This is a genomic window from Cupriavidus malaysiensis (genome assembly GCF_001854325.1).
Classification (GTDB): Bacteria; Pseudomonadota; Gammaproteobacteria; order Burkholderiales; family Burkholderiaceae; genus Cupriavidus; species Cupriavidus malaysiensis.
The window spans coordinates 369,351-389,985 of sequence record NZ_CP017754.1; the positions used below are offsets into that span (position 1 = coordinate 369,351).

Below are 20,635 nucleotides of genomic sequence, written 5' to 3' on the forward strand. Positions count from 1 at the left end.
GGGTGCCGCAAGAGCGCGGGACGCTGCCGGCAACGATGATACTGCGCTGCATGCCGGCGCCGCTGGCGCGCCGGGCGGGTGCCGGGCCGGCTGTGTCCGGCCGGTGCTGCAGCCGCTCAGCCGCTCAGCCGCTCAGCCGCTCAGCCGGCGCGGGCCGTGTCCAGCTGGCGCGCCAGTGCCGCGTCCACGCCCCCGGCGCAGCGGCGCGCCGCTTCCCAGATCTCGCGCGTCAGGTCGCCCGCATCCGTCTCGCGCGCCAGCGCGGCCGCCTCGCCCGACCACAGCACCGAGAAGTCGTCGCGGCCCGCTTTCTCGAAGGCCGCGCGCAGCGGGTCGACGGCGCCGGTGGCGAGCGGAAAGGCGGGCGCCACCTCGCTCATCGGGCCCTGCTCGCGCATGAAGCGCGTCAGCAGGCCGCGCGCGGGCCGGCCGGTGTAGAGATTGGTCAGGCGCGTGGTGTCGTCGCGTCCCGCGCGCACCGCGGCGCGATGCAGCGCCGAGCGCCCGGCCTGCGGCGTCAGCAGGTAGGCGGTGCCGATCTGGGCGGCGCTCGCGCCCAGCGCGAAGGCAGCGGCCACGCCGCGCCCGTCGGCGATGGCGCCGGCAGCGATCACCGGCACGCGCACCGCGTCGACGATCTGCGGCAGCAGCGCGAACAGGCCCGGCTGCGCATGGATATCCCCGGTCAGGAACATGCCGCGGTGGCCGCCCGCCTCGTTGCCCTGCGCGATGATGGCGTCGACCCCGCGCGCTTCCAGCCAGCGCGCCTCTTCCACCGTGGTGGCGGACGACAGGATCATGGCCCCGGTGGCCCGTACCCGTTGCAGCAGGCCGGCTTCCGGCAGGCCGAAATGAAAGCTGACCACGGGCGGCCGGGTCTCCTCCACGACCGCGCACATGGCCTCGTCGAAGGGCGCCCGGCCCGGGCCGCTGCCGGCCGCCGACAGCTCGAGGCCGATCTCGCCGTAGTAGGGTGCCAGCTGCTCGCGCCAGCGCGCCTGGGCGGCGTCGTCGGGCGGCGGCGCGGTGTGGCTGAAGAAATTGACGTTGAAGGGCGCCGGCGTGGCCGCGCGGATCGCCGCGATCTGCTCGCGCAGCTGCGCCGGCGACAGTGCCGCGCAGGCCAGCGAGCCGAGGCCGCCGGCCTCGCACACGGCGATGGCGAGCGGGCTCAGGGAGCCCACCATCGGGGCCTGGATGATGGGGAGACGGGAGGGCAGGAAGGACATGGCGACTCGCTGGGGGTGGCGTCGAGGGAGCGGGCGGTGGCGGCCCTGCTTCAATCCGGGTTCAGCTCGCAGAAGCGCAGCCGGTTGCCGAAGGGGTCGGCCACCTGCAACTGGCGTCCCCAGTCCAGCGTGTCGATGCCGGGACGGGCATAGGGATAGTCCTGGGCGGCCAGTTCCGCATGCAGCGCGTCGATGTCCTGCACCGGCACGAACACCGTCGAGCCCGGCGTGCTGTCGCCGTGATGCTCGCTCAGGTGCAGCGTCAGGCCGTCGCGGCGGATCTGCGCGTACAGCGGGAAGCTGGCCTCGAAGCGGTGCTCCCAGTCGAGCGTGAAGCCGAGGAAGTCGAGGTAGAAGGCCTTGGCGTGCTCGACCGAGAAGATGCGCAGGATGGGGATGGCGGACGACAGGTGCATGGCGCGGGTCCTGGGAGAGGAGAGCGTGGGTGCCGGCCAGCGGGGAGCGAGGCAGTGGCTGCCGCATCCTTGCCGCCTGCGGGCGGGGTTTGCCCGGGGCGTGCCGTCGGCGCGCCAGGCGAGGCAATCGCCACATTCTAGCCGTGCCGCGTGGCCGCCGCTTGCGGCCGTCTCCGCATTCCCGCTCCGGCACAGGCTGTGCCGGCGGCAGCGGCAGGTGCGCCAGCCGCTACCAGCCGCTCCCGGCCGGCGCCGTGCCCGCCCGTCGTCAGTTGCCGCCCGAGCTGGCCGCCACGGTGGTGGTGGCGCCCGCCGCCGGCACGGCGGGGATCGCCTGGCCGGCCACGGCCAGGCGCGCGGTCGGCGTCAGCACGATCTTGATCGGCCTGCGCGCCAGGGGCTGGGCCTGGGCCAGCGTTTGCGACTGTGCCGTGGCGGCGGCCGGCGCAGCCGGTGCCGGCTGGGCCGGCTGGGCCGGCGGCACCGAGTTGGCCGAGTTGGCCGAACGAGCCTCCTGCGCCGCGCGCAGGGCCTGCTTCCTGACCGCCTGCGCCACCAGCGCCGATTCCTTGTCGACCTCGCGCCGCGCCGCCGCCGGCAGCTTGGCCACGCGTACCAGCGACTGCGCATCGTGGCGGCGGCCGCTGGCCGTCAGCCAGATCGCCGCACGGCTCACCGCCACCGGGCTGGCGCCGTCCAGCTCCAGCGCCTGCATCACCGGCGCCTTGGCCTCCTGCAGCGCGCCCGCGCGCATCAGCGCATAGCCCAGCGCGCTGGCGATCTGCGGGTTCAGCGGCTCCAGCGCCAGCGCCTGGCGCAGCTCGCCGGCCGCCAGTGCGAAGTCGCCCTGGCGCGTGGCGATCATGCCCAGGCCGTAGTGGCTGTCCACCGCCTTGCCCTGGCGGTTCAGGTCGCGGTAGGCCTGCGCCGCCTCGGCTTCCTGCCCGGTCTCGCGCAGCGCGGCGGCGCGCAGCGCCAGCAGGTCGGCGTCGGCGCCGAAGCGCTGCTGGTAGGCCGCGATATGCGCCAGCGAGGCGTAGTAGCGCCGCTCACGCTGCAGCGCCTGGATCTGCTCCAGCGTGCGCCCCCGTTCGGCGCGTGCCGCCGCCGAGGTGGTCAGCGCCGCCGCGTCGGCCCTGGCGGTGTTGGCCGTGCCGCCCGCCGCCGGCCGGGCGGCGGGCGCGCCGTCGTTCTGCACAGCGCTGCCGGCGCAGCCGGCCAGCAAGGCCGCCGCCGTGGCGGCGGCCATCCAGAGCCCCTTGGGTCCTCTGGGTCCTCTGGGTCCTTTGGGTCCTTTGGGTCCCTTGCGGCCCGGCTTGTCGTTCCTGTTCATGATGCTTCCCTTTGTCCTGATCCGTAGTATCGGTGAGTCGGCTCGCCGCGGCGGACGTTCCAAGGGAAAGGAGAATCGCAATATGCGTGCCATTGCCCCGGCCGGCGGCCGCGCCTGCCCGCGCTCCGCCGCCGGCAGGCGCCAGGCAAGGCAAGGCGGGCACCGGGTATGGGCTAGCGCTTAGACGGATACGTGTTACGCGTTACGTAACATGGCGATGGGGCGCCGTCTGCGCGCACGCAGCGGACGGGCGACGATGGCGTCGTGCTGGCGAGCGGTCGTGGCCCGGACAGGGGGCGAGAGCCGCGCGGGGCTGCGCGGCCATCGCTTCAGCCGCGCGCCTCGCCGCGGGCCCGCGCCGCCAGTGCCACCACCAGCGCCAGGCCCACCAGCCCGGCCGCCACCGCGAAGGTCGCCCGCATGCCTGCCGCCACCGCGGCGGGTGGCGCGGCAGTGATATCGCCGCCGCCGGCGGCATGGGCGAACACCGCGCCCATCACCGCGGCGCCGGTGACCAGCCCGAGGTTGCGCGCCAGGTTCAGCAGGCCGGAGACGACACCGCGCCGGTCCGCGCCGATGCCGCGCATCACCGCGGTATTGTTGGCCGCCTGGAACAGCGCGTAGCCCACCGTCACCACCACGATCGCGGCCAGGTAGGCGGTCACGCCCAGCGTGGCCGGCAGCAGTGCCAGCAGCGCCGTGCCGATTACCATCGCCGCCAGCCCGGCCGCGACCGCGCGCGCGGCGCCGTAGCGGTCGACCAGGCGTCCCGCGGGCAGGCCGCCCAGCGCCGACACCAGCGGACCGGCGGACAGCGCCAGCCCCACCCGCGCCGCATCCAGGCCCAGGCCGCGCGCCAGGTAGAAGGGGCCCACCACCAGCGTCGCCATCATCACCGTGGCCACCAGCGCGCTGGCCAGCAGCCCCGCGCGCAGCACGGGCTCGCGCAGCATGCCCAGGCGCAGCAGCGGCGCCGCCGCGCGCGCCTGGACCCGCACGAAGAGCGCGCCGATGGCCAGCGCCGCCGCCAGCAGCGCGCCATTGCGCGGGCCGAAGCGGCCGTGGCCGGTGGTCATGGCGAGCGCATAGGCGGCCAGCGCCAGCGCCAGCAGCAGCGTGCCGAGCGGATCGAGCTGGCCGGCGCCGCCTTGCCTGCGGTCGGGATCGGGCGGCAGGCCGCGCCGTGCCAGCCACCACGCCAGCAGCCCCAGCGGCACGTTGGCCAGGAACAGGGCGCGCCAGCCGCCGCCGGCGATTAGCAGGCCGCCCAGCGAAGGCCCCAGCGCCGTGCCCACCGCCGACATGGTGCCGAGCAGGCCCATGGCGCTGCCGGCGCGTTCCTGCGGCACCGCCTCGCCCACCAGCGCCAGCGTCAGCGCCATCAGGATGGCCGCGCCCAGCCCCTGCAGCGCGCGCGCCGCCACCAGCCACCCCAGCGCCGGCGCGGCGCCGCCCAGCCCCGAGGCCGCGGCGAAGAGGAGGAGGCCGGCCAGCAGCAGGCGCCGGCGTCCGGCCAGGTCGCCCAGCCGGCCCATGCTGACCACCAGCGCGGTCACCGCCAGCAGGTAGGCCAGCACCACCCACTGCACGGCCTGGAACGGCGCGGCGAAGGCCTGCGCCAGCGCCGGCAGGGCCACGTTGGCGCTGCTGGTGCCGAGCGAGGACAGCAGCATGGACAAGGACAGCCCGGCCAGCGCCAGCCGCGGCGAAGCGCGGTCCCGGTTGCGTCCGGATGCCGGTGGCTCGCTGCCGGCGTCGATCGATCGGAAAGTGGTCATCAGGTCTCCACGCCTGCGGGGGCAGGCCATGGGGCAACAGCCTAGGCCTCGGCGAGCGCAGGCGGAAGGCGCATGGATCGCAAGGTATTCCTGCATTTGACGCCATCTCATGGCGGCGCCAAGATGGCGCCATGAGCACGCCCGACTTCAATCTCCTCCTCACCCTGCACGTGCTGCTGGACGAAGGCAGCGTGGCGCGCGCCGCGCAACGCCTGGGCCTCAGCGCCTCGGCCATGAGCCGCGCGCTGGCGCGCCTGCGCGCCACCACCGGCGATCCGCTGCTGGTGCGCGCCGGGCGCGGCCTGGTGCCCACGCCGCGCGCGCTGGCGCTGCGCGAGCAGGCCGGGCAGCTGGTGCAGGAGGTCGAAGCGGTGCTGCGCCCCGCCGCGCGGCCGCGCCTGGCGCAGGTCGAGCGCACCTTCACGCTGCGCACCAGCGAAGGCTTCGTCGAGAACTTCGGCCCTGGCCTGCTCGCGCGCATCGCGCAGCAGGCCCCCGGCGTGCGGCTGCGTTTCGTGCAGAAGCCCGACAAGGACAGCGCGCCGCTGCGCGACGGCACGGTCGACCTGGAGACCGGCGTGGTCAGCGAGGAAAGCGGCCCCGAGCTGCGCGTGCAGGCCCTGTTCCGCGATCGCTTCATCGGCGTGGTGCGCCAGGGGAATCCGCTCAGCCGCGGCAAGGTCACCGCCGCGCGCTACGCCGCCGGCCAGCACATCAGCGTCTCGCGGCGCGGGCGCGACAGGGGCGCCATCGACGACGCGCTGCAGGCCATGGGCCTGGCGCGCCACGTCGCCACCATCGTCGGCGGCTTCGCCACCGCGCTCGCGCTGGCGCGCGCCACCGATCTCATCGCCAGCGTGCCCGAGCGCCACACCGGCAACCTGCGCGCCGGCCTGCACAGCTTCGCGCTGCCGGTGGCCACGCCCGAGCTGACCGTTTCCATGCTGTGGCATCCGCGCCTGCACGCCGACCCGGTGCACCAGTGGCTGCGCGGCTGCGTGCGCGAGGTGTGCACCGGGCAGGTGGGCGAGCTGGCGCCACGCGAGAAGGAGGCGACGGGCGGGAAGGATGGGAAGGGCGGTGGCAAGGGCGGCAAGGGTGGCAAAGGCAGGGCGCGCGGCTAGCGTGAGCCTGATGCCGCGCCGCCTGCGCGGCCCGCGGCGTGCCTGCTAAAGCATCCTGAAACCCGGCTTTCGCAAAGCGAAATTGGCCGCCGGGGGGAAATCGCCGATGCTTGTGGCCTGCATCCGCGCGCGGGCATGGCGCCGCGACGGCCACCGCCACCGCTTCGATGGCCGTTTCCATGGCCGCCGCCCGCCGCGGATGCCCGCACAGAACAAGCCAGGAGACACTGCCCCATGATGCAGTCCCGCACCATCGGCGACCTCAAGGTCACCCGCATCCTCGAATACGCCGGCCCCACCCACGATCCCGCCTTCCTGTTTCCCGACATCGACCGCTCGGTGCTGGACGCCAATGCCGGCCTGATGGCGCCGCACCACTGGATCCCGCACATGAACAAGCTGATCGTGACGATCCAGTTCTGGGTGGTGCACGCGGGCAACCACATCATCGTGGTCGATACCGGGGTGGGCAACTTCAAGCCGCGGCCCGGCATCGCGCGCATGAACATGCTGAACACCCTGGTGCGCGAATGGATGACCGCGGCCGGCGCGCCGCCGGAGCGGGTCACCCACGTCGTCATGACGCACCTGCACGCCGACCACGTGGGCTGGAACACCACCTGGCAGGACAACCGCTGGGTGCCCACCTTCCCCAATGCGCGCTACTACATTCCCAAGGACGACTTCGTCTTCTGCGAGCAGGGCCGCAACAAGGAGCCCGGCGTGGTCGACGTGTTCGGCGAGTCCTTCTTCGACAGCGTGATGCCGGTGGTCAACGAGGGCCTGGCCGAGATGATCGTGCCCGGGCAGGAGATCGCCGACTGCCTGCAGGTGGAGGACGCCGCCGGCCACAGCCCGGGCCAGGTCGCCTTCCGCGTGCGCTCGCGCGGCGAGGAGGCCGTGTTCTGCGGCGACATCCTGCACAGCCCGCTGCAGATCGTGCGCCCGGACGTGAACTCCGGCTACTGCATCCGCCCGGACCTGGCGCGCAGCACGCGCCTGGGCTTCCTGCACCAGGCCGCCGACAGCGGCGCGCTGGTGCTGCCGGTGCACTTCGGCGAGCCGTACTGCGGCTACGTGCGCCGCGAAGGGCAGGGCTTCCGCTTCGAGCCGGCCGGCTGGTAGCGCGGCGCGGCCCCGCGTATTGCCGCAGCTTTCCGCGTCTTCCCGCATGTTGCCGCGGCGGGTCGCGCGGTTATCATCCGGGCAATACGATCGAGCCGCGAGACCTGCAGCATGGCTGTTCCCTTCGATATCACCGACTTCCGCCTCTTCGTCAACGTGGCGGAGTCACGCAGCCTGACGCGCGGCGCCGAGCGCTCCTTCCTGTCGGTGCCGGCGGTCAGCAACCGCATCAAGAACCTGGAAGACACGCTGGGCGTGCGCCTGCTGGAGCGCTCGCCGCAGGGCGTGGCGCTGACCGCGGCCGGCGAGGTCTACCTGCAGCACGCGCGCGTGGTGCTGGCCGAGCTGGAGCGCCTGACCGGCAACCTGCAGCCCTACACCGCGGGCCTGAGCGGGCAGCTCAAGCTGGTGGGCAACACCACGGCCATCACCGAATACCTGCCGCCGGTGATCGGCGACTACCTCGCCACCCACCCCGACGTGCGCATCGACGTGCGCGAGCGCCTCAGCGACGACATCGTGCGCGTGGTGCGCGAGGGCGGCGCCGACCTCGGCATCATCTCCGGCAACGTGCCCACGGCCGGCCTGCAGGCGGTGCCCTTCGTCAAGAGCGCGCTGATCCTGGTGGCGCCGCTCGGTCATCCGCTGCTGGCCCGGCCGGCGGTGTGGTTCGAGCAGTCGCTCGAGTACGCCTTCGTGGCCCTGCTCGAAGCCACCGCCTACCAGATGTTCCTGACGCGCGCGGCGGGCGCGCTGCACAAGCCGATGACCATCCGCGTCCACGTGGCCAGCTACGACGCCACCTGCCGCATGGTGGCCGCCGGCGCCGGCATCGCCATCATGCCCAAGGCCGCCTTCGCGCGCCTGCGCGGCGAGCAGCCGCTCGGCAGCTGCGACCTGCTCGACGACTGGGCCGTGCGCACCTTCCAGCTCTGCGCGCGCGATCTCGAAGGCCTGTCCAGCTTCGCGCGCGAGTTCGCCAACCGCCTGATCGGGCGCTACGCGCCGGGTGGCGGCGCGGCGTAGCGGAGCAACGGTGTAGCGGTGTAGCGGTGTAGAACCGTAGCGGCGTTGCCTGACGGGGTGGCGCCGCGCTGACACCGTCCTTCGCCGCGCGCCCGCGCGGCGTCGCGTGCCGGCCAACGGGGCCGGCGCTTCCATGGTCGCCACGATCTCCGCTTACGTTGCCATCCGAACCGCCAAGACATCCTGGCGCGCGCTGCGCCGCGCATCGCCACGCGTCGGCGTGCCATGTCACTGCCTGCCGGCAGCCTGGCCTTAACGCGGCGCTAAGGGTGCTTGTCGATCGCGAAATTGTGAGTCGCGCGGCGCGGTGGCAACCTTCTCGCATCCACAGAACAACGACGCGAGACATGATCGACAAGCTTTACGAAACGGCGCGCGCGGCCGTGGCCGACGTGGCCGACGGTGCCACCGTCGCCATCGGCGGGTTCGGCGGCGCCGGCATGCCGGACGAACTGATCGATGCCCTGATCGAGCAGGGCGCGCGGGATCTCACCGTGGTCAGCAACAACGCCGGCAATGGCGACACGGGCCTCGCCGCGCTGCTGGCGGCGCGCCGCGTGCGCAAGCTGATGTGCTCCTTCCCGCGCCAGCGCGATGCCCATGTGTTCGAGGGCCTGTACCGCGCCGGCGAGATCGAGCTGGAGGTGATCCCGCAAGGCACGCTGGCCGAGCGCCTGCGCGCGGCCGGCTGCGGCATCGGCGGCTTCTACACGCCGACCGGCCACGGCACGCTGCTGGCCGAAGGCAAGGAAGCGCGCCGCATCGGCACGCGCGACTACGTGCTCGAATTTCCCATCGCCGTCGACGTCGCCCTGATCAACGCCGAGGCGGCGGACCGCTGGGGCAACCTGGTCTACCGCAAGACCGCGCGCAACTTCGCGCCGGTGATGGCCATGGCCGCCACCATCACCATCGCCGCGGTCAGGCGCGTGTGCGAGCTGGGCGAACTGGATCCCGAGACCGTCGTCACGCCCGGCATCTTCGTCAAGCGCGTGGTGCTGCGCGACGGCGCGCCGCCGGCCGCGGAGCCGGCCGTGCGCGTGCCGGCCGTCGTGCCAGCCGGCGTGGCCATCAATACTTGGGGGAGGTGAGGCGCATGGACCAAGTGGCAAGAAACCTGCTGGCCGCGCGCGTGGCGCGCGATATCCCCAACGGGGCCTACGTGAACCTCGGCATCGGCCTGCCCACCCTGGTGGCCAACCACCTGCCCAAGCATCGCGAGGTGATCCTGCACAGCGAGAACGGCGTGCTCGGCCAATGGTCGGCGGCCGAGCCCGGGCAGGAAGACTGGGACCTGATCAACGCCGGCAAGGAAGCCATCCGCCTGGAGCGCGGCGCGGCCTTTTTCCACCATGCCGACTCCTTCGGCATGATGCGCGGCGGCCACCTCGACATCTGCGTGCTCGGCGCCTTCCAGGTCTCGGAGCGCGGCGACCTCGCCAACTGGCATACCGGCGCGCCCGATGCCATTCCGGCGGTGGGCGGCGCCATGGACCTGGCCATCGGCGCCAAGCAGGTGTTCGTGATGATGGACCACCTGAGCAAGGACGGCGCCAGCAAGCTGCGCCGCCAGTGCAGCTATCCGCTGACCGGCCTCGCCTGCGTGAGCCGCGTCTACACCGAACTGGGCACCTTCGCCATCGGTCCGCACGGCGTGGCGGTGCTGGAACTCGTCGGCGACATGTCGCCGCAGGCCCTGCAGTCGGTCACCGACGTGGCGCTCGACTTCACGCGCCTGGCATCGCCCGAGTACGCCTGAACGCCCGGACGCATGAATGCCCGGACGCCGGCGTGGCAGCCGCTGCCGCGCCGGCGTTCGGGAGAGTACACAAGACGGGCCGAAAATCAGGCCGCAAGACAGGCCGCAAGACAGGCCGCAGCAGCGGCTACAAGACAGACAAGACAGACAGGAGACGACAATGATGGATTGGTACAAGTCCGGCACGCCGCAGCAGAAGAAGACCTTCTGGGCCTGCTATTCCGGCTGGGCACTCGATTCCTTCGACATGCAGATGTTCAGCTTCCTGCTGCCCGCGCTGACCGCGGCCTGGGGGCTGGGCAAGGCGGAAGTCGGCGTGCTCGGCACCGTGGCGCTGGTGGTCACCGCCATCGGCGGCTGGGGCGCCGGCATTCTCGCCGACCGCTACGGCCGCGCGCGCATCCTGGTGTTCGCCATCGTCTGGTTCACCTTCTTCGGTGTGCTGGCCGGCTTCGCGCAGACCTACAACCAGCTGCTGGTGGCGCGCACGCTGCAGGGGCTCGGCTTCGGCGGCGAGTGGGCGGTGGGCGCGGCGCTGATGGCCGAGGTGATCGATCCCCGCCACCGCGGCAAGGCCATGGGCTACGTGCAATCCGGCTTCGCCGTGGGCTGGGCGCTGGCGGTGGTGGTGGCCACCGCGCTGCTGGCCTGGCTGCCGCACGACATGGCGTGGCGCATGGCCTTCTGGTTCGGCGTGATCCCCGCCTCGATCGTGCTCTTCATCCGCCGCCATATCCGCGACTCGGCCATGTTCGAGCGCGCCCGCCGCAGCCGCGCGCCGCGCGCTTCGCTGGCCTCGGTGTTCAACCGCCAGTACGCCCGCTCGCTGATCCTCTCCAGCGTGCTGGTGATCGGCCTGCAGGCCGGCTGCTACGCCATCCTGGTGTGGCTGCCCTCGCTGCTGGCGCAGCGCCAGGTGGCTGCCTCGTCGATGATCGTCACCGTCTTCATCATGGCCTTCGGCTCGTTCTGCGGCTTCGCCGTCGCCGCCGACCTGGCCGACCGCATCGGCCGCCGGCCCACGCTGATCGGCCTGGCGGTGTGCGCCTGGATCGTCACCGCCAGCTACATGCTGCTGCCGCTCAACCCGGTGCTGGCCGCCGTGCTCGGCTTCCTGGTCGGCTTCTCCGCCATCGGCATGTTCGCCGCGCTCGGCCCCTTCCTCAGCGAGCTGTTCCCCACCCATGTGCGCACCACCTGCATGGGCTTCGCCTACAACGTCGGCAAGTCGGTCGGCGCGGGCTCGGTGGTCGGCGTCGGCGTGCTGTCCACCCACATCGGGCTGGCCAATGCCATGGGCGCGTTCTGCCTGGTCGCCTACGCCATCGCCGTGTTCGGCATCCTGCTGCTGCCCGAGACGCGCGGCATCGCCATCGAAGCGATCGGCGCGGCGGAGGACGAGCCGGCCGCGGTGGCCCTCGCCGACGCCGCGCGGGCGCATACTTGAACACCTGAAAGAGACGGCCGGTACGGCGACGCTATGCGATGCCACGCAGCGCTGCCAGGTGCCGGCCCACCGATTCCACCCTGAGGAGACACGATGATCCGCATGCTGTACCTGCTGGTGAAGCCTGAAGGCATGTCCGACGCCACCTTCCGCGCCGAATGCCAGCGCCACTACGACATGTCGCACGGCATTCCCGGCCTGCACCGCTACGAGGTGCGCCTGGTCGCCGAGCAGCCCACCGACACGCACGTGCCGTTCTTCGACATCGGCCACGTGGACGCCATCGGCGAATGCTGGTTCGAGAACGAAGCGGCCTACGCCACCTACCTGGCCTCGGACGTCCGCAAGGCATGGTTCGAGCACGGCAAGACCTTCATCGGCCGGCTCAAGCCGTTCCGCACCGAAACCGTCGGCGGCGACGACACGGCCTGAGCACGGCGGGCGCCGGCCAGGCTTGCCGATATCCACGAGCCCGACGACTGCCTCGACGAAGACGCCAGCCATCGACAACGCCGACCCCATCGACCCCATCGAAACCACCCAGGAGACACCATGCTGTTCCACGTACAGATGGACGTGAAGATTCCCGACACCCTGCCGGCCGAGCAGGCCGACGCCATCAAGGCCGCCGAGAAGGCGCGCGCCATCGAGATCCAGCAGGCCGGCAAGTGGCCGCACCTGTGGCGCGTGGTGGGCCGCTACGCCAACGTCAGCATCTTCGACGTGGAGAGCAACGACGAGCTGCACGCGCTGCTGTCGTCGCTGCCGCTGTTCCCCTACATGACCATCCAGGTCACGCCGCTGGCGCGGCATCCGTCGGCGATCTGAGCGCGGGCGGCCATGGTGCGCCGGGGCGGCGCGCCTGCCAGCTGTCCCGACGCATTGGTGCCTGCGTGGTAATCGGCAGGTGGAAGCACGACGCTGCCATCGGCCGTACTTTGGTGCCTACAATCCGGATTGTGTATCAGGAAAAAACAGCCTATGCTTTGTAAAGTAAAAATACAGGCCATAGACTGTATGCGCGAATTCACGGTCCGCACGCCCGAGCAACTCCCAGCCATGCTCCGAGGCTTCCGCAAGCAAGCCGGCCTGACCCAGGCCGAACTGGCTGCCCGTCTGGGCGTACGCCAGCAGACATTGTCGGGGCTGGAGCGCAACGCGGAAAGCGTCAGCGCCGGGCGCCTGTTGACGCTGCTGTCGGTATTGGGTGTCGAACTCGTGCTTCGGCAAGCGGACGCTGCCGCGCAGGCCGCGCCCCCGCCAACCGATCTTCCTCAGTGGTGACGCCGATGGGGCGCCGCTCTCGCACGCGCAGCCTCGGACTCTGGATGAACGGCGTCTATGTCGGCAACTGGCAGTTCCAGCCGCAACACGGGGACGTACTGCAATATGCGGAGGCCTGGCTTTCGGCGCCCGAAGGGCGTCCGCTGTCCTTGTCGCTGCCGTTCACGCCGGGCAACGCCGCGCATCGGGGTGACGCCGTGCGCGCCTACTTCGAAAACCTGCTGCCCGACAGTCGGGAGATACGCGATCGCATTGCACGGCGTTTCCGCACGGAAACGACCGATGCCTTCGATCTGTTGGCACAAGTCGGGCGCGACTGTGCGGGCGCACTGCAATTGCTGCCGGACGGCATGGCGCCGACAGGCGTCGCCACGATCGATGGGGAACCACTGAACGAAGCGCAGATGGCGAGGGCATTGCGCGGAGCGGTCATGCAGCAGCCGCCAGCCGGGGCCGATGATGGTGAGTTCCGCATATCGATCGCCGGCGCCCAGGAGAAGACTGCTTTCCTGTGGGCGGACGGTCAATGGTTGCGCCCCAGAGGCTCCACGCCCACCAGTCATATCTTCAAGCTCCCCATGGGACTGGTCGGCAATATGCAACTGGACCTGGGCGAATCGGTCGAGAATGAATGGCTGTGCGCACAGATCCTCGCGGCCTATGGCATGCCCGTGGCCGCTTGCCGGCCGCTCATGTTCGAGAACCAGAAGGTGCTCTGTGTCGAACGCTTCGATCGCATGTGGTCGAAGGGAAGCAAGCCCTGGCTCATCCGCCTGCCTCAGGAGGACATGTGCCAGGCCACCGCCACGCCGCCATATCGGAAGTACGAAGCCGATGGTGGCCCGGGGATCGACCGCATCATGCGTCTGCTCGATGGCTCGATGCATCGTGAGGCGGATCGCCTGCGCTTTTTCCAGGCACAGGTTCTGTTCTGGATGCTGTGCGCCCCCGACGGACATGCCAAGAATTTCAGCTTGGCGTTGCGTCCTGGTGGCGCCTACCAGCTGACACCCCTATACGATGTGATGTCGGCCTATCCACTGCTTGGCGAAGGACCAGGGAAACTCTCGCCGCACAAGGTCCGCCTGGCGATGGCGGTCCGTTCCAGCAACGCACATTGGCGAGTACGGGACATCCGGCGGCGGCACTGGCTGGAACTGGGGCGCCGCCACGCCATCGTCACGCCGGAGGGCGGCGACGCGGAGTCCGTGGTCAACGGTCTCGCAGCAAGCACGCCTGCGGTAGTCACCCGCGTGCGCAGCCTGTTGCCAGCGGGGTTCCCTTCGGCACTGGCCGACACCATCCTTGGTGGATTGCAGGCGGCGGCGGACAAGCTTGCGGCCTGAGTCCAGAGCGCGTCTCCGGATACCGTTCCCGCCCATCCCCGAAATGGCGCGCTATGCCAGCGCGTCGTCGAAAGCGGGCCCTCTCCGGCGTCAGCAGCGGCCCGATGTCCGTTTCGTAGACATGGTGCCCGCTGTCGATGAGCAAGCCGGGTCGTCCAACATCGACTCGCCGGTCTTGTGGCCGCATCTGCCTTTCGATGCGATGGCCATGAGGATGCGGGGCTCGAAGCCGTGCACCGCACAGGGCGTCATGTGCATGAAGCAAAGCCAGCCCCGCAGGGCTGGCTTTTTTCCGGGTGCAATCAATGCACCGCCGGCAGTTCAGTCATGCGCCCCGTCGGTGTACGGGTCGCGCGGATCATTGGTCCTGGCGCTGTCGGCATAGACATCGAACTTGCCGGCCTTCGCGCCATCGGTGTAGGGATCGCGCGCGCCGGTGCGATAGGTGATGCCGGCGCGGTTGTCGGTGGCGCGCGTGCCGTCGTGCAGGCTGGCGGCATTGGCATCGGCGGCGATGGCCGCCAGGGCGGCGATGGCGATCGGGATCAGGATTTTCATGATGCGCTCCAGGTGAGTGGTGATGACTTCCGCGGTGCGCTGCCTCGGCCTTGTGGCGGGCATCGCGCCGGGGCATGGCGGCCGCGCCGGTTGCCGCGGTGTTGCAGCGCGCGGCGGCGGGTGGGCCATGCATCCGTAGGACCGGGCCGGCGGCGGACTTATTCCCCCGGATCGCCGACGGCGTCGCGCAAGGCCTGCGCGAACGCGCGCACGTGCGCCGGCTCGGCGTCGCTGATGGCCCAGAAGTCCATGCCGGCCGCGCACCAGCGCACCATCGCGTAGCCGTCCGCCGAGCGGTTGGCGGGCGTGCAGGCGCCCTCGGCGGCGGGCAGGACATAGAGGTCGATCGGGTGCCGCTGGTCGCGATAGACCAGCACCGCGACGCGGCGATGCGCCACGTAGTCCATGCGACCCCCGGCCAGCGGGAAGCCGCGGGTCGCCAGGTCGACCACGGGCGGCGCATAGTCGAGGCGGCCGTTGAACCATGGCTTCACGGTATGCTGGTCCGTCGACACCACGTCGACCGGATGCTGGGACAGCAGCGCGCGCACATGGCTCGCCACGATCTCCTGGCCGAGCCGTTCGTCGTGCCGCGCCGGCACCGGCGCGAGCAGGGCGAACAGCAGCGCGGAGGCGGCAAGCCCGGCCAGGCCGCCGCCTGCCCAGGGCAGCGCGGGGCCGATGGCCGGACGCAGCCATGGCGTCCCGCGCGGCCATTGCTGCAATGGGCGTGATGGCTGCCATTGCGGGCGTTGCCATTGCGGCCAGCGTAGCCAGCGCAGCCAGCGTGTGCGGCGCGGCTGGCGTGCCGGATCCGCCGGATCCGCCTGATCTGCCTGATCTGCCTGGTGTGGCAGGTCGGCCTGGCGAGCATCGCCGGCCAGCCGCGCCATCACGCGCGCGCGCAAATCCGGCGGCGCGCGATGATAGAGCGAGTCGTCGCGCAACAGTTCATGCAGCAGTTCGTGCAGTGGTTGGTTCAGCCGCTCATGCTGCTGCGCAGGCAGCGGGCGGCCGGTCGGGTCATGGCTCATGATTTGCTCCCATCGGATGGCCGGATGCCGGCGCGCGCGCCAGCGCGGCGCCGTCCGCCTGCGCGGCACGCAGCGCGGCGCAGAGCAGGTGGCGGCCGCGCGACAGCCGCGACATCACGGTGCCGAGCGGAATGCCGGCGATGCCGGCGATATCCCTGTAGCTGAGGTCTTCCAATTCGCGCAGCACCAGGACCTCGCGGTACTCCACCGGCAGTTGTTCGAGCGCGTGGTGCACCAGGCGGCTAGCTTCCCGGCGCATCACCAGGACCTCGGGATCGCTGCCGATGCCGTCGACCCAGCCCGGCAGGCGCGTGTCGCCGTGCAGGGTGTCGTCGTAAGGCGTGCCGTCGGCGGCATCGCTGCGCCGCCGCCATTCGGTAAACCAGGTATTGCGCACGATGGCGAGCAGCCAGGCGCGCGCGTTGTCGCCGCGGAAGCTGTCGAAGAAGCGGAAGGCGCGCAGGCAGGCTTCCTGCACGATATCGTCCGCCTCGCTGGCGCTGCCGCTCAGCCAGCGCGCCAGGTTGTAGGCGGCATCCAGGTGCGGCAACGCCACCTGCTCGAAGCGGCGGGACTCGTCGGTCGGGGCCACGGCATTCTCCTGTCCCTCATACCTGTCTTACCGGGCGCGGCCGCGCGCTATTCCCGCAGCGGCCGCCACAGCCGGCACCGGCGCGTGCGGGGCGCCGCTTGCGGCGCCCCGCACGATGGACTACGACTCAAGCAGGTAGTCCGGCACCACCTGGGTGAGCCGCAGCACGCCCTGCGGATCGAAGTAGAAATGCATGGTCGCGTACGACACGTTGTCCTCGGCAAAGCGGTAGCTCCATACCTGGCGCCGCATGCGCGGGAAGCGGCTGGTGTCGACCGGCTTGCCGTAGTGGGCCAGCACGTCCTGCATGGTCCACTCGCCGACCTTGGCTTCGCCGGCCTCCGCGCCGCTCAGCATCGGATGCACGCGGATCACGTGCCCGGAGGGGTCGAGGCTGGCGGACCACTTGGTCTGGCTCGGCCCGGGGTAGAGCCAGCGCTGGGAGCCGTCGGGCAGGCGATAGGTTTCGCGCGGCGGTCCGAGCCTGGCCTGCAGCGCGTCGCTGCCGGCGCCGGGCGCCACCGTGCGCCAGGCGGGATCCGCGCAGGCGAACAGCAGGGGCAGGGCGCACAGCGCCAGCCACAGTCCCGCGCGGCGGGGGCGCGGCGCATGGGCGGATCGGGTCAGGGAAGCGGGCTTCATGATGGCACTCCGACGGTCTCAGTCTGGTTGAGGAAGGCCTCCCCCGTGGCCGCGTGAAGGCCCGGCTGCCTGGTGGCGGCGCGGGCGGGCAGCAGCCGCACGCCGGCGCCTGCCGGTGGCCGCTTGCCGCGATATGCCGCGCGATAGGCCTCGCGATAGGCCTGGAACAGCCGCACCGCCCGGCAGAGCGCCGCGCGCGGATGGCAGTGCCAGTCCCGCACCTGCTCGCTGCGGCTTTCGCCGGACAGGCACCAGGTGCAGAAGTGCTCGCAGTTGTTGCTCAGGAGCCGGTAGTCGTTCTCGTCGAGCCGGGAACGCGCACGCCGCACCACCTCCGGGCCCGGGTAGCCGGGCCGGGGATCGGCGTCGATCCACACGGGCTGGCCGGCGGTGAAGCCGGCCAGGGCCACTTCCTCCACTGGTCCGCGCTGCAGCGCGCCGCCGAATCCCGCGTAATGCACGACCTTGCCGTCTCCCACGTAGATGCCGTGGTGGCAATAGCCGCAGCGCAGCGTGACGAGGTGGGTGCCGGGGGCCGGGGGGAAGTGGGTGTCGGGCATGGTGCGCTCCTCGCGGGTGGAGGTGGCCGGCACCGATGGCGGCATCGCCATGGCGGCGTTGCTGTCCGTGCCGGCACCTGTATGACGCCGGCAGGACGGGATTTATTCGCGCGGCGGTTCAGGCTGGCGGGGCCGCGCCGCCCTCCGCCGCCCTGCGCCGGCCCCGCTCAGCCCAGGTGCTGCACGAACCAGTCCCGCGCCGCCGCGATGGCGCGCCCGGCATGCGTGGTGTAGGGATCGAAGTGCCCGCCCGGCAGCAGGCACAGCCGCTTCGGCTCCAGCGCCCGTTCGTAGGCCGCCAGCGCCAGGTCGGTCGGGGTCACCGTGTCGTGCTCGGCCACCACCATCAGCAGCGGGGTCGGGCTGACGCGGTCGATCCACGCGCCCGGCTCGTACTCGCTGGCCAGCTCGCTGGAGCGCAGCGTGACGCGGTTGTCCCAGCCATCGGCCAGCGTCCAGGCCGCGCTGTAGAAGGCCTGCGCGTCATCGCTGCCGTAGATGCCCGCCTCGCCGTCCTGGTCGATCACGCGCCGGTAGCGCGGCGGCTCGCCGCGGTAGCGCGCCGCGCGGTCCTGCGCGAAGGCCGCGCGCACCGCGTGCAGCTGCGGCCCGGCGCGGCGCAGCAGGCTCTGGTAGCCGCTGATGGTCGGCACCTGCGCCACCACGCAGCGCACGCGGCGGTCGTGCGCGCCCACGGAGATGGCGTGGCCGCCGCTGTAGCTGGAGCCCCACACGCCCACGCGCGCCGGATCCACCTGCGGCAGCGCCATGGCCCAGCTGATGACGTCGCGCAGGTCGTCCACCTGCTGGCGCGGATCGATCTCGCCGCGCAGCGCGCCGCCGCTGCGGCCGAAGTTGCGGTGGTCGTACAGCACCACCGCGAAGCCAGCCTCGGCGAAGGCCGCGGCGAAGCGGTCGAGATACAGCTCCTTGACCGCCGCGAAGCCGTGGCTCATGACGATCAGCGGGGCCGCTGCCGCGGATGTAGTCGATGCTGCTGCGGTCGCTGCGGCCGGCAGCGCCGGGAGGTAAAGCCAGCCATCCAGCTCGATGCCGTTGGCCGGGATGCGGTGCGATTCACGGGTGGGTCCTGCCATGTCGGCTCCTGCTTGCGTGGGTAGCGAAGGGATGCCGCCGCGCGGCGGGCCCGTGCCGAAGAGGCCGGCCCACGCGGCGAAGCGATACCCCGCAGCATAGGCCGCCGCGCCCGCCCCGTCTGCCGCCGGCGCGCCACGAACTTGCGCGGATCAGCCAGCCTGGCGCCGCAGCTCGCGCGGCGAGTACCCGGTCAGCCGCCGGAAGGCCGTGGCGAACGCCCCCGCCGAGCCATAGCCCAGGTCCGCCGCCACGCGCGCCACCGCCTCGCCCTCGCGCAGGCGCGGCATGGCGGCGAACACCCGTGCCTGCTGCCGCCACAAGGCAAAGCTGGTACCGAACTCCGCCTGGAACAAGCGCGACAAGGTGCGCGTCGACGCCCCCACCAGCCGCCCCCACGCCTCCAGGCCACGCTCGTCGCCCGGATCGTGCAGCAGGCCCAGGCAGATCTTCTGCAGGCGGCCGTCCCTGGGCATGGCAAGCTGCAGCGGGATCGCCGGCGCCAGCGCCAGCTCGTCCAGCAGCAACTGCATCAGGTGCGCCTCGCGCCCATCCGCCGGCGTCGCCCGCGTCACCGGCCGCGCCTGCAGCACCAGCTCGCGCAGCAGCGGCGCCACCACCAGGCTGCGCGGCTGCGCCGGCATGCGCGCCGCGCACAAGGCCGGCGCCACGTACACCGTGCGCAACGCCACCGCACCCCGCGCGCGCAAGCGGTGCGGCGCGCCGGCCGGCATCCACAAGGCCTGCTGCGGCGAGATCACCCAGAAGCCGTCTGCGCAGCGCAGCTCCATCACGCCGCTCACCGCATGGATCAGCTGCGGCGCCTCATGCCAGTGCTCGGGCATCTCGTGGCCGTCGGGGTAGGCGCGGGCGACCGGCTGGAGCAGGGTGTCGGGGGTGGGGAGGACGGGGAGGTGGGTGGGTGGGGGCATGGTCGGCGGGGCGGATGGGGCGCGACTATCGTCTCATGGCTTGGCAGGGGCTGTCGTGCGTTCAGGGAGCGCTCGGATGCGGTAGAGGGTGCCCTGCCGGGCGTGTCTCGCTCGCACACTGCCGCGGCATCGTCGCCGTGCCGATCGTCCGATGCACCCCCCCGATCAGGAGGGGGCCGATTCCCCTAAAGCCGCACGCCCGGCCACCGATACTAAATGCCGAGCCCACGGCATTCCGCCCGGCATCCCGCCGTACCAGGGCCTAGCCAAAGACCTGCCATGGCCACCTCTTCCCTCTGGCCCGAGCTCGAGAACGACATCCTCGCGCGCATGCCCTCCGCGGCCGAGCAACCGATCGCCTCGGGCGAGCTGATCGACCGCGTCCAGCAGTTGCATCCGCGCCAGCCGCCCAGCCGCGACACCATCCGCCGCGCGCTGGAGCAACTGGAGCTGGAGGGCTATGTCGGCAAATCCGGCGAGGCACGTGCCCGCAAGTGGTGGAAGACCGGCAAGCCGCGCGCCGCGAACGGTGTGGCGCGGCGCCCGCCGCTCGAGTTGGCGATCGCGCTGCTGACCTTGCAGCGCCACGCGCCCAATCACCTGCCCAGCCATGTGACCGGCCTGCTCACCGAGTACTTCACCGGCGCCGAGAAGGTGCTGCAGGAGAGCCCGGTCGATCCCACCCTGGTCGACGCGCGCGCCTGGGCCACCAAGACGGTGCGCATCGATGCCGGCTATCCCTTCGTCTCGCCGCCCGTCGAGAGCGGGATCCTGAACGAGATCCGCCGCGCCCTGTACGCGACCAAGGTGCTGTCGGTGTCCTACCGCAACTCGCGGCTGGAGACCGCGGCGCCGGCTTCGTACGAGGTGGTGCCGCTGGCGCTGGTCGAACGCGGCCCGGTGCTCTACGTGGTGGCGAGCCGGCGCAGCAGCAGCACCGGCGCCTTCCGCCGCTACCAGCTGCGCCTGGACCGTTTCGTCGACGCCACCTGCACGGATGTGCCCGGCGAGCCCGATCCCGCCTTCGACCTGGACGCCTACGTGCGCCACAACCAGTTCTTCTCCTTCTTTCCACAGGAGCCGATCCGCATCGCGCTGCGCGTGCGCGAGGACGTGGGCCTGCGCGACCGCTTCCGCGAGCAGCGTCTGTCCGACGACCAGTGCATCGAGGAAGAGGCCGGCGGCTTCCGCCTGAGCGCGACCGTGATCCCCTCGGTGGAACTGCGCAACCTGCTGATGGAGCGCGCCGCGCGGGTCGAGGTGCTGGCCCCGGCCGAGCTGCGCGCGGAAATCGCGCAGGGCCTGCGGCAGGCCTGCCGCTACTACGACGACCTGCCGGCGCAGCCGTGAAGCGC

The 20,635-nt window shown here is 71.6% G+C and carries 22 protein-coding genes; 11 read left to right on the forward strand and 11 right to left on the reverse strand.

From position 1 onward, the window contains the following. Positions 1–140: 140 nt before the first annotated feature. The 4 genes from BKK80_RS01505 to BKK80_RS01520 all read right to left on the reverse strand — a co-directional run bounded on the left by BKK80_RS01505 (position 141) and on the right by BKK80_RS01520 (position 4,756). Positions 141–1,229 (reverse strand): NAD(P)H-dependent flavin oxidoreductase, encoded by a 1,089-nt coding sequence (locus BKK80_RS01505; protein ID WP_071037683.1) that lies wholly within the window; start codon positions 1,227–1,229, stop codon positions 141–143. A 50-nt stretch (positions 1,230–1,279) separates the two neighbouring features. Then, positions 1,280–1,645 carry a glyoxalase superfamily protein gene (locus tag BKK80_RS01510; protein WP_071068485.1) on the reverse strand — a complete coding sequence of 122 codons (366 nt, stop codon included), beginning with the start codon at positions 1,643–1,645 and terminating at the stop codon, positions 1,280–1,282. A gap of 268 nt (positions 1,646–1,913) precedes the next feature. Beyond that, positions 1,914–2,894, reverse strand: coding sequence for a tetratricopeptide repeat protein (locus tag BKK80_RS01515; RefSeq protein ID WP_071068486.1), 981 nt, complete (start codon positions 2,892–2,894; stop codon positions 1,914–1,916). Between the two features lie 413 nt (positions 2,895–3,307). Next, positions 3,308–4,756, reverse strand: coding sequence for an MFS transporter (locus tag BKK80_RS01520; protein WP_071068487.1), 1,449 nt, complete (start codon positions 4,754–4,756; stop codon positions 3,308–3,310). A gap of 131 nt (positions 4,757–4,887) precedes the next feature. On the opposite strand from BKK80_RS01520, the gene BKK80_RS01525 reads away from it, so the two are divergent. From BKK80_RS01525 to BKK80_RS01570, 10 genes are all read left to right on the forward strand, one after another. Next, positions 4,888–5,880, forward strand: coding sequence for a LysR family transcriptional regulator (locus BKK80_RS01525; RefSeq protein ID WP_084545448.1), 993 nt, complete (start codon positions 4,888–4,890; stop codon positions 5,878–5,880). A 234-nt stretch (positions 5,881–6,114) separates the two neighbouring features. Continuing rightward, the gene (locus tag BKK80_RS01530; protein ID WP_071010567.1) at positions 6,115–7,005 is read left to right on the forward strand and encodes an MBL fold metallo-hydrolase; all 891 of its coding nucleotides are present in this window, start codon (positions 6,115–6,117) and stop codon (positions 7,003–7,005) included. A 111-nt stretch (positions 7,006–7,116) separates the two neighbouring features. Continuing rightward, positions 7,117–8,031, forward strand: a complete 915-nt coding sequence (locus tag BKK80_RS01535; protein ID WP_071010568.1) for a LysR family transcriptional regulator — start codon at positions 7,117–7,119, stop codon at positions 8,029–8,031. Between the two features lie 347 nt (positions 8,032–8,378). Continuing rightward, positions 8,379–9,122, forward strand: a complete 744-nt coding sequence (locus tag BKK80_RS01540; protein WP_071068488.1) for a 3-oxoacid CoA-transferase subunit A — start codon at positions 8,379–8,381, stop codon at positions 9,120–9,122. Positions 9,123–9,127: 5 nt separating this feature from the next. Beyond that, on the forward strand, positions 9,128–9,790 hold the full coding sequence (locus BKK80_RS01545) for a 3-oxoacid CoA-transferase subunit B (RefSeq protein ID WP_071010570.1): 663 nt from the start codon (positions 9,128–9,130) through the stop codon (positions 9,788–9,790). A 160-nt stretch (positions 9,791–9,950) separates the two neighbouring features. Then, the gene (locus tag BKK80_RS01550) at positions 9,951–11,237 is read left to right on the forward strand and encodes an MFS transporter (protein WP_071068489.1); all 1,287 of its coding nucleotides are present in this window, start codon (positions 9,951–9,953) and stop codon (positions 11,235–11,237) included. 93 nt (positions 11,238–11,330) lie between these two features. After that, entirely contained in the window at positions 11,331–11,669 is a 339-nt protein-coding gene (gene mmlI / locus BKK80_RS01555; protein ID WP_071010572.1) for a 4-carboxymethyl-4-methylbutenolide mutase MmlI, read from the forward strand. Positions 11,670–11,789: 120 nt separating this feature from the next. Then, complete coding sequence (gene catC / locus BKK80_RS01560) at positions 11,790–12,065, forward strand: muconolactone Delta-isomerase (RefSeq protein WP_071010573.1); 276 nt, start codon at positions 11,790–11,792, stop codon at positions 12,063–12,065. Positions 12,066–12,254: 189 nt separating this feature from the next. Continuing rightward, positions 12,255–12,521, forward strand: coding sequence for a helix-turn-helix domain-containing protein (locus tag BKK80_RS01565; protein ID WP_071015926.1), 267 nt, complete (start codon positions 12,255–12,257; stop codon positions 12,519–12,521). A 5-nt stretch (positions 12,522–12,526) separates the two neighbouring features. Next, positions 12,527–13,867, forward strand: a complete 1,341-nt coding sequence (locus tag BKK80_RS01570; RefSeq protein ID WP_071068490.1) for a type II toxin-antitoxin system HipA family toxin — start codon at positions 12,527–12,529, stop codon at positions 13,865–13,867. A 321-nt stretch (positions 13,868–14,188) separates the two neighbouring features. Here BKK80_RS01570 and BKK80_RS01575 read toward each other — a convergent pair whose 3' ends face one another. The 7 genes from BKK80_RS01575 to BKK80_RS01605 all read right to left on the reverse strand — a co-directional run bounded on the left by BKK80_RS01575 (position 14,189) and on the right by BKK80_RS01605 (position 19,280). Next, positions 14,189–14,425: a hypothetical protein gene (locus BKK80_RS01575; RefSeq protein ID WP_071068491.1), complete on the reverse strand. Its 237-nt coding sequence runs from the start codon at positions 14,423–14,425 to the stop codon at positions 14,189–14,191. A gap of 158 nt (positions 14,426–14,583) precedes the next feature. Continuing rightward, the gene (locus BKK80_RS01580; protein WP_157903141.1) at positions 14,584–15,459 is read right to left on the reverse strand and encodes an anti-sigma factor; all 876 of its coding nucleotides are present in this window, start codon (positions 15,457–15,459) and stop codon (positions 14,584–14,586) included. Then, positions 15,449–16,051 (reverse strand): RNA polymerase sigma factor, encoded by a 603-nt coding sequence (locus tag BKK80_RS01585; protein ID WP_071037678.1) that lies wholly within the window; start codon positions 16,049–16,051, stop codon positions 15,449–15,451. The genes BKK80_RS01580 and BKK80_RS01585 overlap by 11 nt, the downstream gene beginning before the upstream one ends. A gap of 120 nt (positions 16,052–16,171) precedes the next feature. Continuing rightward, entirely contained in the window at positions 16,172–16,693 is a 522-nt protein-coding gene (locus BKK80_RS01590; RefSeq protein WP_084545449.1) for a dethiobiotin synthetase, read from the reverse strand. Then, positions 16,690–17,253, reverse strand: a complete 564-nt coding sequence (locus BKK80_RS01595; RefSeq protein WP_236903741.1) for a lecithin retinol acyltransferase family protein — start codon at positions 17,251–17,253, stop codon at positions 16,690–16,692. The genes BKK80_RS01590 and BKK80_RS01595 overlap by 4 nt, the downstream gene beginning before the upstream one ends. 167 nt (positions 17,254–17,420) lie before the next feature. Beyond that, on the reverse strand, positions 17,421–18,350 hold the full coding sequence (locus BKK80_RS01600) for an alpha/beta hydrolase (RefSeq protein WP_071068492.1): 930 nt from the start codon (positions 18,348–18,350) through the stop codon (positions 17,421–17,423). A gap of 150 nt (positions 18,351–18,500) precedes the next feature. Beyond that, positions 18,501–19,280 carry an AraC family transcriptional regulator gene (locus tag BKK80_RS01605; RefSeq protein ID WP_071068493.1) on the reverse strand — a complete coding sequence of 260 codons (780 nt, stop codon included), beginning with the start codon at positions 19,278–19,280 and terminating at the stop codon, positions 18,501–18,503. Positions 19,281–19,559: 279 nt separating this feature from the next. On the opposite strand from BKK80_RS01605, the gene BKK80_RS01610 reads away from it, so the two are divergent. After that, positions 19,560–20,630: a helix-turn-helix transcriptional regulator gene (locus BKK80_RS01610; protein WP_071010579.1), complete on the forward strand. Its 1,071-nt coding sequence runs from the start codon at positions 19,560–19,562 to the stop codon at positions 20,628–20,630. Positions 20,631–20,635: the final 5 nt, after the last annotated feature.

Coding starts and splice junctions, on each gene's coding strand:
- BKK80_RS01535 (WP_071010568.1), top strand. CDS start 7,117: ATGGCTGTTCCCTTCGATATCACCGACTTCCGCCTCTTCGTCAACGTG.
- BKK80_RS01580 (WP_157903141.1), bottom strand. CDS start 15,459: ATGAGCCATGACCCGACCGGCCGCCCGCTGCCTGCGCAGCAGCATGAG.
- catC (WP_071010573.1), top strand. CDS start 11,790: ATGCTGTTCCACGTACAGATGGACGTGAAGATTCCCGACACCCTGCCG.
- BKK80_RS01590 (WP_084545449.1), bottom strand. CDS start 16,693: ATGAAGCCCGCTTCCCTGACCCGATCCGCCCATGCGCCGCGCCCCCGC.
- BKK80_RS01570 (WP_071068490.1), top strand. CDS start 12,527: ATGGGGCGCCGCTCTCGCACGCGCAGCCTCGGACTCTGGATGAACGGC.
- BKK80_RS01545 (WP_071010570.1), top strand. CDS start 9,128: ATGGACCAAGTGGCAAGAAACCTGCTGGCCGCGCGCGTGGCGCGCGAT.
- BKK80_RS01595 (WP_236903741.1), bottom strand. CDS start 17,253: ATGCCCGACACCCACTTCCCCCCGGCCCCCGGCACCCACCTCGTCACG.
- BKK80_RS01550 (WP_071068489.1), top strand. CDS start 9,951: ATGATGGATTGGTACAAGTCCGGCACGCCGCAGCAGAAGAAGACCTTC.
- mmlI (WP_071010572.1), top strand. CDS start 11,331: ATGATCCGCATGCTGTACCTGCTGGTGAAGCCTGAAGGCATGTCCGAC.
- BKK80_RS01610 (WP_071010579.1), top strand. CDS start 19,560: ATGGCCACCTCTTCCCTCTGGCCCGAGCTCGAGAACGACATCCTCGCG.
- BKK80_RS01605 (WP_071068493.1), bottom strand. CDS start 19,280: ATGCCCCCACCCACCCACCTCCCCGTCCTCCCCACCCCCGACACCCTG.
- BKK80_RS01510 (WP_071068485.1), bottom strand. CDS start 1,645: ATGCACCTGTCGTCCGCCATCCCCATCCTGCGCATCTTCTCGGTCGAG.
- BKK80_RS01600 (WP_071068492.1), bottom strand. CDS start 18,350: ATGGCAGGACCCACCCGTGAATCGCACCGCATCCCGGCCAACGGCATC.
- BKK80_RS01530 (WP_071010567.1), top strand. CDS start 6,115: ATGATGCAGTCCCGCACCATCGGCGACCTCAAGGTCACCCGCATCCTC.
- BKK80_RS01505 (WP_071037683.1), bottom strand. CDS start 1,229: ATGTCCTTCCTGCCCTCCCGTCTCCCCATCATCCAGGCCCCGATGGTG.
- BKK80_RS01525 (WP_084545448.1), top strand. CDS start 4,888: ATGAGCACGCCCGACTTCAATCTCCTCCTCACCCTGCACGTGCTGCTG.
- BKK80_RS01520 (WP_071068487.1), bottom strand. CDS start 4,756: ATGACCACTTTCCGATCGATCGACGCCGGCAGCGAGCCACCGGCATCC.
- BKK80_RS01575 (WP_071068491.1), bottom strand. CDS start 14,425: ATGAAAATCCTGATCCCGATCGCCATCGCCGCCCTGGCGGCCATCGCC.
- BKK80_RS01515 (WP_071068486.1), bottom strand. CDS start 2,894: ATGGCCGCCGCCACGGCGGCGGCCTTGCTGGCCGGCTGCGCCGGCAGC.
- BKK80_RS01565 (WP_071015926.1), top strand. CDS start 12,255: ATGCGCGAATTCACGGTCCGCACGCCCGAGCAACTCCCAGCCATGCTC.
- BKK80_RS01540 (WP_071068488.1), top strand. CDS start 8,379: ATGATCGACAAGCTTTACGAAACGGCGCGCGCGGCCGTGGCCGACGTG.